The sequence below is a fragment of the Paracoccus litorisediminis genome (assembly GCF_009711205.1).
Taxonomy (GTDB): Bacteria; Pseudomonadota; Alphaproteobacteria; order Rhodobacterales; family Rhodobacteraceae; genus Paracoccus; species Paracoccus litorisediminis.
This window is the reverse complement of record NZ_WMIG01000010.1, coordinates 40122-52046: the sequence shown is the minus strand read 5'-3', so window position 1 is coordinate 52046 and position 11925 is coordinate 40122. Positions and strand designations below refer to the sequence as shown.

At 63.5% G+C, this 11925-nt stretch carries 14 protein-coding genes; 12 read left to right on the top strand and 2 right to left on the bottom strand.

Translation table 11 applies throughout. The features are described from left to right. Window positions 1–6 precede the first annotated feature (6 nt). Both arsB and GL300_RS16225 read right to left on the bottom strand, forming a co-directional pair. The gene (arsB, locus tag GL300_RS16230) at window positions 7–1047 is read right to left on the bottom strand and encodes an ACR3 family arsenite efflux transporter (RefSeq protein WP_155040707.1); all 1041 of its coding nucleotides are present in this window, start codon (window positions 1045–1047) and stop codon (window positions 7–9) included. 12 nt (window positions 1048–1059) lie between these two features. After that, window positions 1060–1395: an ArsR/SmtB family transcription factor gene (locus tag GL300_RS16225; protein ID WP_155040706.1), complete on the bottom strand. Its 336-nt coding sequence runs from the start codon at window positions 1393–1395 to the stop codon at window positions 1060–1062. A 153-nt stretch (window positions 1396–1548) separates the two neighbouring features. Between GL300_RS16225 and GL300_RS16220 the strand changes: the two genes are divergently transcribed. From GL300_RS16220 to GL300_RS16165, 12 genes are all read left to right on the top strand, one after another. After that, window positions 1549–1809: a hypothetical protein gene (locus GL300_RS16220; protein WP_155040705.1), complete on the top strand. Its 261-nt coding sequence runs from the start codon at window positions 1549–1551 to the stop codon at window positions 1807–1809. A 64-nt stretch (window positions 1810–1873) separates the two neighbouring features. After that, window positions 1874–2347, top strand: a complete 474-nt coding sequence (locus tag GL300_RS16215) for a VOC family protein (RefSeq protein WP_155040704.1) — start codon at window positions 1874–1876, stop codon at window positions 2345–2347. A 129-nt stretch (window positions 2348–2476) separates the two neighbouring features. Then, a complete protein-coding gene (napE, locus tag GL300_RS27115; RefSeq protein WP_343043080.1) occupies window positions 2477–2743 on the top strand; it encodes a periplasmic nitrate reductase, NapE protein in 267 nt (88 codons plus the stop codon). Window positions 2744–2749: 6 nt separating this feature from the next. Continuing rightward, the gene (locus tag GL300_RS16205; RefSeq protein ID WP_155040702.1) at window positions 2750–3235 is read left to right on the top strand and encodes a ferredoxin-type protein NapF; all 486 of its coding nucleotides are present in this window, start codon (window positions 2750–2752) and stop codon (window positions 3233–3235) included. Next, window positions 3225–3473 (top strand): chaperone NapD, encoded by a 249-nt coding sequence (locus GL300_RS16200; protein WP_155040701.1) that lies wholly within the window; start codon window positions 3225–3227, stop codon window positions 3471–3473. Before GL300_RS16205 ends, GL300_RS16200 begins: the two co-directional genes overlap by 11 nt. Before the next feature lie 5 nt (window positions 3474–3478). Then, on the top strand, window positions 3479–5986 hold the full coding sequence (gene napA / locus GL300_RS16195; protein ID WP_155040700.1) for a periplasmic nitrate reductase subunit alpha: 2508 nt from the start codon (window positions 3479–3481) through the stop codon (window positions 5984–5986). Continuing rightward, a complete protein-coding gene (locus tag GL300_RS16190; RefSeq protein WP_225612413.1) occupies window positions 5986–6456 on the top strand; it encodes a nitrate reductase cytochrome c-type subunit in 471 nt (156 codons plus the stop codon). The genes napA and GL300_RS16190 overlap by 1 nt, the downstream gene beginning before the upstream one ends. Window position 6457: 1 nt before the next feature. Continuing rightward, on the top strand, window positions 6458–7144 hold the full coding sequence (locus GL300_RS16185; RefSeq protein WP_155040699.1) for a NapC/NirT family cytochrome c: 687 nt from the start codon (window positions 6458–6460) through the stop codon (window positions 7142–7144). Between the two features lie 175 nt (window positions 7145–7319). Beyond that, window positions 7320–8954, top strand: a complete 1635-nt coding sequence (locus GL300_RS16180; protein WP_155040698.1) for an ABC transporter substrate-binding protein — start codon at window positions 7320–7322, stop codon at window positions 8952–8954. A gap of 71 nt (window positions 8955–9025) precedes the next feature. Beyond that, window positions 9026–10012 carry an ABC transporter ATP-binding protein gene (locus GL300_RS16175; RefSeq protein WP_155040697.1) on the top strand — a complete coding sequence of 329 codons (987 nt, stop codon included), beginning with the start codon at window positions 9026–9028 and terminating at the stop codon, window positions 10010–10012. After that, window positions 10009–10986 carry an ABC transporter ATP-binding protein gene (locus GL300_RS16170; protein WP_155040696.1) on the top strand — a complete coding sequence of 326 codons (978 nt, stop codon included), beginning with the start codon at window positions 10009–10011 and terminating at the stop codon, window positions 10984–10986. Before GL300_RS16175 ends, GL300_RS16170 begins: the two co-directional genes overlap by 4 nt. Window positions 10987–10993: 7 nt before the next feature. Beyond that, window positions 10994–11920: an ABC transporter permease gene (locus GL300_RS16165; protein WP_155040695.1), complete on the top strand. Its 927-nt coding sequence runs from the start codon at window positions 10994–10996 to the stop codon at window positions 11918–11920. The last annotated feature ends 5 nt before the right edge of the window (window positions 11921–11925 follow it).

Sequence of the window (11925 nt, the reverse complement as noted above, 5' to 3'; positions counted from 1 at the left end):
GGCTCCTCAGGCGAAACGGTTGCGGGTGCGGTTGGCAAAGGCAACCAGCGACAGCATCACCGGAACCTCGACCAGCACGCCGACCACGGTGGCCAGGGCCGCGCCCGAATGCAGCCCGAACAGGCTGATCGCCACGGCCACGGCCAGTTCAAAGAAATTCGAGGTGCCGATCATGGCGCAGGGGGCGGCGATGCGATGCGGCACGCGCAGGGCATAGGCTGCGGCATAGGCGATGGCAAAGATCGCATAGCTCTGGATCAGGATTGGTAGGGCGATCAGGGCGATGATGAAGGGGCGGTCAAGGATCACCTGTCCCTGCAGCGCAAACAGGATGGCGACCGTGGCGATCAGGCCGATCATCGATATCGGTTTGATCCGCGCGGAAAACGCCGCGATCGCCTCGGGCGTGCCCAACCAGCGTCGGGTCAGCCAGCCTGCGGCCAGTGGCAGCACCACGTAAAGCAGCGTGGCGATGACCAGCGTGGACCACGGCACGGCGATCTCGGTCACGCCCAGTAGCAGCGCGACGATGGGGGCAAAGGCCACCACCATGACCAGATCATTGACCGAGACCTGCACCAGCGTATAGGTCGCGTCCCCCCGCACCAGTTGCGACCAGACAAAGACCATGGCCGTACAGGGCGCAGCCCCCAGCAGGATCAGCCCGGCAATATATTGCTGCGCGTCCTCGGGTGCGATCCATGGGGCAAAGACATGGTCAAAGAACAGCACCGCCAGCGCCGCCATGGTAAAGGGCTTGATCAGCCAATTGATGACCAGCGTGATCACCAACCCGCGCGGCTGGCGCGCCACACCGGCCACTGCGCCGAAATCGACATTGACCATCATCGGATAGACCATGGCCCAGATCAGCACTGCCACAACCAGATTGACGCTGGCGACCTCGGCCCCGGCAATGGCATGGATCATCCCCGGAGCGGCCGCGCCAAGCGCGATCCCCGTCCCCATCGCCAGCGCCACCCACAGGGTCAGGCCGCGTTCAAATGTCCCCAGTCGTGCCGGGGCGTCATCGGTCATGTCGGTCATCATGTCCTCGGGTCAGGTGCAGTCGCAGGCGATCTGGTCAAGCAGGGGCTGGCACAGCGCGGCATTACCGCCGCAGCAATCCTCCATCAGGAAGCCCAGTAGCCCGCGCATCGTCTGCATCTCAGCGAAATAGCGGATCGAGCGGCCCTCGCGCAGCGCGCGGACCAGCCCGGACGCGGCAAGGATGTTCAAATGGTTCGACAGCGTATTGGCGCGGAACTGAAGCGCCGTGGCGATCTCGCCCGCCGCCATGCCTTCGGGTCCGGCGCGGACCAGCAGGCGAAAGACCTGAAGCCGCCCTTCATGGGCAAGGGCTGAAAGCGAGTCGAGAGCGTGATTCATTTCCATAATTCAGGAATAATGGAAATGATTGGGTTGGTCAAGCGCCTGCAATGACGTGGCGGATAACGGCACGTTCATAAAGATTTAACGCTTTTCGGTCATTGCGATGAAACGATTTGCGCCTGCCGGGCGTTGGCGGGCCAAAAACGAAAGAAGACCATGGCGGAAATACCCAATGACCTGCTGGCCTCGCTTCGCGCGGCGCTGGTGGACCTGAACAGTTCGAACCCCGAAGTGACCGATGAATTTCTTGGAAACGCGGATTCGGCACTGAGCCACGCCTTTGACGACCTGCTGGCCACATCCTACCAGATCGTCGAGGTGGCCAGCGTTTCCTCGACGCTGCGCGAGGGCGCGGCGGCAGCCAAACGCGACGATGCCGATCAGCAGATCGAGACAGCCGATCTGGCGTTGATCTGACGCGGGCCGGGGCCTTGCATTCCCGCAGGGATCACGGCCCCACCCCAAAGGAAAGGTTCATGCAATGGCCAAGAACACGATCTGCCTGTGGTACGACAAGGATGCCGAAGAGGCCGCAAATTTCTATGCCGGGGTTTTCCCCGACAGCCGGGTGACTGCGGTGCATCGCGCGCCTGGCGACTACCCTTCGGGCAAGAAGGGCGATGTCCTGACCGTTGAGTTCACCGTGGCGGGCATTCCCTGCCTTGGACTGAATGGCGGCAGCTATTTTCATCACTCCGAGGCCTTCTCGTTCCAGATCGAGACCGAGGATCAGGAGGAAACCGACCGCTACTGGAACGCCATCGTCGGCAATGGCGGGCAGGAAAGCGAATGCGGCTGGTGCAAGGACAAATGGGGCCTGTCATGGCAGATCACCCCGCGCGCGCTGACCGAGGCCATGGCTGCGGGCGGCGAAGAGGCCAGTCGCGCCTTTGCCGCGATGATGACGATGGGCAAGATCGACGTGGCCGCGATCGAGGCCGCGCGCCGCGGCTGATCGCGCATGAAATACCCAATCCAATGGCAGGGGATGATCAGCCGTCCGCTCGCCGTTGGATTGATTGCAACACCAATTCAATCAGCGATCTAATTGTGAAAACTGCTCTCTTTCGAGGGTGGTTTTCTCGTGTTAGGCTTTTCCTGTTCAGTCAGCACTTCGACAGCTTGCCCGTTTGCCTTGCATGGGGGAATACAGTTGCCCGACGCTCGCTACGATACGCAGGACAGGCCCATCGCCCCCGGCCAACGGTTCAGGGAACTTGCGATTTTCCTTTTGCTTGCACTGGCCATCTGGCCGATTCTTTCGATTGCCTTTGTCGGAGCCTATGGCTTCATCGTCTGGATTTACCAGATATTCACAGGCCCACCCGGACCGCCGACAGTCGGGCACTGACCCGATATGCCAGCCAGTGCCAGCATATCCCGCCGCCAGCTTCTGAGGGGCCGCCCGCTTCCCGCGCCTTTTGAACCGCGCCCGCCCGGCGCGGTGTCGCTTGACGCCTGCACCGGCTGCGGCGATTGCGTCCGCGCCTGTCCGCAGCAGATCCTGTCCATCGCGCAGGACCGGGTGATCCTGCTGCCGCGCGACGAATGCACCTTTTGCGGCGAATGCGCGCGGGCCTGCCCCGAGCCGGTCTTTGGCAAAACCCGGATCATGGGCCATCTGGTCGCGATTTCCGGCGATTGCCTTACGCATGCCGGGATCAGCTGCATGACCTGCCGCGACACCTGCCCCGAGGACGCGATCTCGATGCGGCCGCGCATCGGCGGCCCCTTTCTGCCCGAAATCGACGGCGCCGCCTGCACGGGCTGTGGCGCCTGCATTGCGCCCTGTCCGAACGGGGCAATTGGCATCATCGAAAGGAACATGGCCGATGCAGAGTGAGGAATGGCATGTGTCCTCTGCCGTGATCAGCGTCGTCCCGGAAGCGATGCAATCCGTGCTGGAACAGATTTCCCGCCACGACAATGTCGAGGTGCATGGCCGCGACGATCGCCGGATCGTGGTCACGATCGAAGGCCGCAGCAGCGGCGAACTTGGCGAAAAACTGACGCAGATCAATCTGATAGACGGTGTCCTTGGCGCCAACATGGTGTTCGAGCACGCAGAGAATGCGGGGTAGCTAAGATGAGTGTCGACCAGACCAGACGTAACCTTCTGAAGGCCCATGCCGCGGCGCTCGCGGCGACGGCCGCCGGGCTTCCCGCTTCGGTTCTGGCCCAGCCCGTTCCGGGTGGGGTCGAGGCATTGCAGATCAAGTGGTCCAAGGCGCCCTGCCGTTTCTGCGGCACCGGCTGCGGGGTGATGGTCGGCGTCAAGGAAGGAAAGGTCGTCGCCACCCATGGCGACATGCAGGCCGAAGTGAACCGCGGCCTGAACTGCGTCAAAGGCTACTTCCTGTCCAAGATCATGTATGGCGAGGACCGCCTGACCACGCCCTTGATGCGCAAGACCAATGGCGTCTTCGACAAGGAAGGCGAGTTCGAGCCGGTCAGCTGGGACGAGGCCTTTGACGTCATGGCCGCCAAGGTCAAGGAGGTGCTCAAGGCCAAGGGGCCGGAGGGGGTCGGCATGTTCGGCTCGGGGCAATGGACCGTGCTGGAGGGCTATGCCGCGACCAAGCTGATGCGGGTCGGTCTGCGGTCGAACAACCTTGATCCGAATGCGCGCCACTGCATGGCCTCGGCGGCCACGGCCTTCATGCGCACCTTTGGCATCGATGAGCCGATGGGCTGCTACGACGATTTCGAACATGCCGACGCCTTCGTGCTGTGGGGCTCGAACATGGCGGAAATGCACCCGATCCTGTGGACGCGGCTGGCCGACCGTCGGCTGGGCACGCCGGGGGTGAAATGCGCGGTGCTGTCGACCTTTACCCATCGCTCGATGGATCTGGCCGACATTCCGATCGTGTTCAAGCCGGGGACCGATCTGGCGATCCTGAACTACATCGCCAATCACATCATTGAATCCGGTGCGGTGAACCAGGACTTCGTCGACAAATACACCAAGTTCGTGAAGGGCCAGACCGATATCGGCTATGGCCTGCGCCCCGACAACCCGCTGGAGGTCAAGGCCACCGGCGCGGCCGATGCGGGCAGGATGGACCCCTCGGATTTCGAGGCCTACAAGGCGCTGGTCTCAACCTACACGCTGGATTACGTCAGCAAGCTTTCAGGGGTCGAGCCGGGTTTCCTCAAGGAACTGGCCGAGCTTTACGCCGATCCGAACCGCAAGGTCATGTCCTTGTGGACCATGGGCTTCAACCAGCATGTGCGCGGCGTCTGGGCCAACCAGATGGTCTACAACATCCACCTGCTGACCGGGAAAATCTCGGAACCCGGCAATTCGCCCTTCTCGCTGACCGGCCAGCCCTCGGCTTGCGGCACGGCGCGAGAGGTGGGGACATTCGCCCACCGCCTGCCCGCCGACATGGTGGTGACCAATCCCGAACATGTCAAACATGCCGAGGAGTTGTGGAAGGTTCCTCATGGGCTTCTGAACACCAAGCCCGGTTTCCATGCCGTGCAGCAGGACCGGATGCTGCATGACGGGGTGCTGAATTTCTACTGGATCATGGTGAACAACAACCTGCAGGCTAGTGCGAACAGCTCGAACGAGGCTTATCCGGGGTACCGCAATCCCGACAACCTGATCGTGGTTTCGGACGCCTATCCGACGGTGACGGCGATGGCTGCCGACATCATTCTGCCCGCCGCAATGTGGGTGGAAAAAGAGGGCGTCTATGGCAATGCCGAACGTCGCACCCATGCCTGGCACCAGCTGGTCGACGCGCCCGGCGACGCGAAATCCGACCTGTGGCAACTGGTCGAGTTCTCGAAACGCTTCACCACCGATGAGGTCTGGCCCGCGGAACTGCTGGAGGCCAATCCCGAGTACAAGGGCAAGACCATCTTTGAGGTCGCCTATGCCAATGGTCAGGTCGACAAGTTTCCCCTGACCGAAATCCGCGAGGATTATGCCAACCCCGAGGCGCAGGAATTCGGCTTCTACATCCAGAAGGGCCTGTTCGAGGAATATGCAAGCTTTGGCCGCGGCCATGGCCACGACCTTGCCCCCTATGACATGTATCAAAGCGACGAGATCCGGGGTCTGCGCTGGCCGGTGGTGGACGGCAAGGAAACCCGTTGGCGCTTCCGCGAGGGCTACGATCCTTTTGTCGAAAAAGGCCGCGGCGTGCAGTTCTATGGCTATCCCGACGGCAAGGCGCTGATCATCGGCGTTCCCTATGAGCCGCCCGCCGAAAGCCCGGATGACGAGTTCAACTTCTGGCTGGTCACCGGGCGCGTGCTGGAACACTGGCATTCCGGTTCGATGACCATGCGCGTGCCGGAACTGTACAAGGCCTTCCCCGGCGCCAAGGTCTTCATGAACGCCACCGACGCGCGTGAGCGGGGGTTGAATCAGGGCATGGAGGTGCGGGTGATCTCGCGGCGCGGCGAGATCCGTTCGCGGGTGGAAATCCGCGGCCGCAACCGAATGCCCAAGGGGGTGATCTTCGTCCCGTGGTTCGATGCCAGCCAGTTGATCAACAAGGTGACGCTGGACGCGACCGATCCAATCTCGAAGCAGACCGATTTCAAGAAATGTGCCGTCAAGATTGAGGCCGTGTGATGAACGCGATCCGGACTGCCATGATTGTCCTTGCCTGCTGCGCCGCCAGCCTGACCCTGGCGCAGGGCCTTCCTCAGGACCCGCCCGAACTGACCGGCCCCACGCCTCAGCCGATGGAGCCGATCCCCGCCGCACCGCTGGAACGCTATGTCACCGATGACGTGCGGCAGATGCGCGCCTATCCCGAACAGCCGCCGATCATTCCGCATTCGATCGAGGGCTATCAGCTGTCGGTCAATGCCAACCGCTGCCTGTCCTGCCACAAGCGGGAAAACTCGCTGGGGACGGGCGCGCCGATGATCTCGATCACGCATTTCATGACCCGCGAGGGGCAGATGCTGGCTGATGTCTCGCCCCGGCGTTATTTCTGCACGCAATGCCATGTGCCGCAGGCCGATACCGAGGCGCTGGTGAAGAACACCTTTACCGACATGGCGGATATGGGCACGGAAACGGCGGGGGATCAGTGACATGCTGCACTGGATTCTTGCACCGTTCAAATGGTTCTGGCGCGTGCTCTGGACTCCGGCGGGAACGCTGGGGCTGGGCTTCCTGACGCTGGGCGGGTTCATCGGCGGGGTCATGTTCTGGGGCGCGTTCAACACCGCGCTGGAGCTGACCAACACCGAAAAATTCTGCACCTCGTGTCATGAGATGCGCGATAACGTCTATGAAGAACTGTCGCATACGGTCCATTTCTCGAACCGCTCGGGGGTGCGGGCATCATGCCCGGACTGCCATGTGCCGCATGAATGGACGCATAAGATCGCGCGCAAGATGCAGGCCAGCAAAGAGGTCTGGGGCAAGATCTTTGGTACGGTCAACACCCGCCAGAAGTTTCTGGAAAAGCGGATCGAGCTGGCCCAGCATGAATGGGCGCGGCTGAAGGCCAATGACAGTCTGGAATGCCGCAACTGCCACACGGCGGTCGCCATGGACCTGTCGAAACAGGCGCCGCGCGCCGCCAATATCCACAGCCAGTATCTGCTGACCGGCCAGCGCACCTGCATCGATTGCCACAAGGGCATCGCGCATGAGCTGCCCGACATGAGCGGGGTGGCTCCGGGCTGGACCGTGCCCAAGGACATGGACGCGACCCCCGCCGCCCCGGCCAGCGAGGTTCAGGGTTATCTTTTGCAGCGCGCGCACGAGGGTTAGCCCACCCCAAGCGCCTGCCGAAAGCCGCGCCGTCGCCGGGAAACCGGCGGCGGCGCAACCGTCTGCCGGGCAAACTTCATTGAAACGTCACCGGACTCTCGTCCCAGCGCCACGTTCAGGGCGCAAAGGCTGCGCGACCTTCACGGAAAGTCGCAACAGAAGAACACGAGAGGGAATGATGCTTATCAACCGTCGCCACACGCTGGGCCTGTTCGGTGCCGCCGCCGGTTCGCTGATCCTGCCGCGCGGCTTGCGCGCCCAAGGCCAGCGCCGCGAAATCACCATCGCCGTGCAAAAGATCACCAACAACAACACGCTGGACATCTGGTACGAACAGTCCAACGTCGGCGAGCGCGTCTTCTTCCCGAACCTGTGGGAAGGGCTGATCCTGCGCGACTGGATGGGCAATCAGGGCCCGGTGCCGGGTCTGGCCACCGAATGGAAGCGGCTGGACGACAAGACCATCGAACTCAAGCTGCGTCAGGGCGTCCGCTTCCACAATGGCGACGAACTGACCGCCGAGGACGTGGTGTTCTCCTTCTCGAACGAACGGCTTTTCGCCGGGACCGAGCCTGCGGGCGGCAAGACCCTGTATGAGGCGGATTTCAAGCCGCAATCGGCCAAGGAACTGCCCGCCAGCGTCCCCGGCATCGCCCGTCGCCTGTGGCCCGCCCTGCGCGGCGTCGAAGCTGTCGACAGATACACCGTCCGCTTCCACAACGCGACGCCGGACGTGACGCTGGAAGGGCGGCTGTATGCATTCGGCTCGCAGATCGCCAGCAAGCGCGCCTGGGACGAGGCCGCGACCTATGCCGATTGGGCCGCGAAACCCGTTACCACCGGCCCTTACCGGGTCGAGGAATTCCGCCCCGACGTGTCGCTGACGCTGGTGGCATTCGACGATTACTGGGGCGGCCGCCCGCCGCTGGCCCGCATCCGCTTTGTCGAGGTCCCCGAGGTCGCCAGCCGCGTCAACGGGCTGCTGTCGGGCGAATATGATTTCGCCTGCGACCTGCCGCCCGACCAGATCGCCACCATTCAGGCGGCCCCGGGGCTTGAGGTTCAATCCTCGACCATCTGGAACCACCGCATCTCGGTCTTCAACAAGCAGAACGAGATTCTGGCCGATCCGCTGGTGCGCCGCGCCTTCACCCATTCGATCGATCGCAAGGCCATCGTCGATGCGCTGTGGGGTGGGCAGACCGCGATCCCGGCGGGGATGCAGTTCGATAGCTTCAAGACCTCGGACATGTTCGTCGAGGGCTGGACCGTGCCGGAATACAATCCCGAACTGGCGCGCGACCTGCTGAAACAGGCGGGCTACAAGGGCGATGCGATCCCCTACCGCCTGCTGAACAACTACTATACCAACCAGACCCCCACCGCGCAGATTCTGGTCGAGATGTGGAAGCAGGTCGGTCTGAACGTCGAAATCCAGATGAAGGAAAACTGGGCGCAGATCCACGATCCCGAAGGGGTCAAGGGCGTGCGCGACTGGTCGGCCTCGAACAATATCAACGACCCGATCACGCCGTTGATCACCCAGTTCGGCCCGAATGGCGAGGCTCAGCAGAAGCGCGACTTCTGGAACGACGAGGTCAACCGCCTGTCCGTGGTCATGGAGACCTCGACCAGCCACGCCGACCGCAAGAAGGCGATCACCCGACTGCTGGAAATCTGCGAGCGCGAGGACCCGGCCTATACCGTGCTGCACCAGAACGCGGTCTTCACCGGCATGAAATCCGAGCTGAACTGGAAGGCCGCGCCGGCCTTTGCCATGGATTTCCGCGCCGCGAACTGGAGCGTCTGATTTCGAACGGGCAGGGCGGGTGACAGCATCCGCCCTGTTTCATTTTTCCAAGCAAGACAGGAGGGCGGCGCATGTCGTTCGTCTCCATCCGGGATCTGACGGTCGCCTTTGACGGCGTTCCGGTCCTGCACGGTATCGATCTGGATATCGACCGCGGCGAGGCCATCGGTCTGGTCGGCGAAAGCGGCTGCGGCAAGTCGGTAACGTGGCTGGCAGCGCTGGGATTGCTGCCGGGCAAGGCGCGGGTCCAGGGCTCGGTCCGGTTGGACGGGCAGGAACTGATCGGCGCGCCAAGGACCACACTGGAAGGGGTGCGCGGTGCCCGCATCGCGATGATCTTTCAGGACCCGTCATCTTCGCTGAACCCGGTGCAGCGCGTCGGTCGGCAAATTGGCGAAGGCCTGCGCCTACATCGCGGGCTGCGTGGTGCGCAGGCCCGGACCGAGGTGCTGCGGCTGATGGATATGGTCGGCATTCCCGACGCCAAGCGTCGCATCGACCTGTACCCGCATGAGTTTTCCGGTGGTCAGTGCCAGCGCATCATGATCGCCATGGCCCTTGCCGGTCAACCCGACCTGCTGATCGCGGATGAGCCGACGACCGCGCTGGACGCAACCATTCAGGCGCAAATTCTGGACCTGCTGGCTGGCTTGCGCCGTCAGACCGGCATGGCGATGGTCTTTATCAGCCACGACCTTGGCGCGGTCTCGGCGGTCTGCGACCGGGCGGCAGTGATGTATGCGGGCCGGATCGTCGAGGCGAACGACATCGACAGCCTGTTCGCGGCACCTGCCCATCCCTATACGCACGGGCTGTTCCGCGCGATCCCCGATCTGGAGGCGGGCCGCGCCCGGCTGCGCCCGATCGAGGGCACGGTGCCCGATCCGCGCGCCCTGCCGGCCGGTTGCGCCTTTGCCCCGCGCTGTGATGCCGCATCGTCGCTGTGCAATTCCTATGCCCCGGACCTGAAGGACCAGCGATCCGGCGGCGCGGTCGCCTGTTTTCATCCCGTCCAATCGTCACTTCGACACATGACCCAGCAGGAGGTCCCGGCATGAGCCCGTTGCTTGATGTGCGCGGGCTGGTCCAGCGCTATGCCACCGCCAAACCCCTGTTTGGAAAAGCCAATGATATCCGTGCCGTCGATGGCATCGACCTGACCCTGCACGAAGGCGAAATCCTTGGCATTGTCGGGGAAAGCGGCTCGGGAAAATCGACGCTTGGCCGAATGCTGCTGGGACTGGAACGGCCATGGCAGGGCGAGGTCCGCTATCGCGGCCAGCCGATGCCCGCCCCCGGCAGCGCGGATTGGCGCAAGCTGCGGGCCGATATGCAACTGGTCTATCAGGACCCGCTGGCGGCACTGGACCGGCGCATGACCATCAGCCGCCAGATATCTGAGCCGCTGGAGATCCACGGTCTGGCCAAGGGCGAGGACGCTCGCGACCGCGTGGCCGCGCTGATGGCGCGGGTCGGGCTGCGCGCCGATCAGGCCGACCGCTATCCGCATGAACTGTCCGGCGGGCAGCGCCAGCGCGTCGTCATCGCCCGCGCGCTGGCCAGTCGCCCGCGTTTTCTGGTCTGCGACGAACCCGTCTCGGCGCTGGATGTCTCGATTCAGGCGCAGGTGGTGAACCTGCTGCGCGAATTGCAGGAACGAGAGCGGCTGACCATGGTCTTTATCAGCCATGACCTGAAGGTGGTGCGCAATATCTGTGACCGGGTGGCGGTGATGTATCTGGGCCGCGTGGTCGAGATCGCCTCCTCGGACCGGATATTTTCGGACCCGCGCCATCCTTATACGCGGGCGCTGGTGTCCTCGGTCCCGAAACCGGGGCAGGGGCTGGACGGGCGCATCATCCTGAAGGGAGAGCCGCCCAATCCCGCCAGCCGACCATCGGGCTGTGCCTTTCATCCGCGCTGCCGCCATTCCGATGCAGGTTGCGCCGCGACCCGGCCCGAACTGGCCGAACATGACGGGCGGCTGGCCGCCTGCCTGAAGCTGGGCCACGCCCGGCCCGTTGCCGCCTGAGGTTTTCATGATCCGCTTCATCCTTGCCAAGCTGGCCCGCGCCTTTCTGACCATCCTGCTGGTCGTGACCTTTGCCTTTGTCGTGCTGCGCCTGTCGGGCGATCCGGCGCAGGTCCTGCTGGGGCCGGATGCGCCGCAGGACGCGGTCGATGCTTTCCGCGCCCGTTGGGGGTTGGACGACCCGCTGTGGCAGCAATACCTGGCCTATCTGCGCCAGATCCTCAGCTTCGATTTCGGCGTCTCGATGCGCGACCAGTCGCCCGCCATCGATCTGGTGCTGCAGCGCATCCCGGCGACGCTGGCTCTGACCGTGCCCGCGCTGATCCTGAAACTGGCGATCGGCATTCCGGCGGGGGTCTATGCCGCGCTGCACCGCCAGTCGGTGGCGGATCGCGGCGTCATCATGATGTCGATCTTTGGCTTCACCATCCCGTCCTTTGTCCTTGGGCTGGTGCTGGTTCTGGTCTTTGCAGTCCGGCTGGACTGGCTGCCCTCGGGCGGGCAGTCCAGCTGGCGTCACGCCATCCTGCCCATTGCCACCCTGTCCATCGGCGGCATCGGCATCCTTGCGCGGTTCTCGCGCTCGGCCATGATCGAGGTGCTGGGCCAGCCCTATATCCGCACCGCCATGGCCAAGGGCTTGCCCTGGCGGGAGGTGGTCTGGCGTCACGCGCTGCCCAATGCGGCGGTGCCCATCGTCACGCTGATCGGCTTCATGCTGGGCGCGCTGATCGCAGGCGCGGTGGTGGTCGAAAGCATCTTTTCATGGCCGGGGATTGGGCGGCTGATCGTCGTCTCGGTCGCAAACCGCGATCTGGCGGTGGTGCAATGCCTGCTGCTGGTCATCGCCGCTTCGATGGTGGTGGCGAATCTGCTGGTCGATTTTTCCTATGGCCTGCTGGACCCGCGCCTGCGCGCCAAGCCTGCTCACTGAGGACT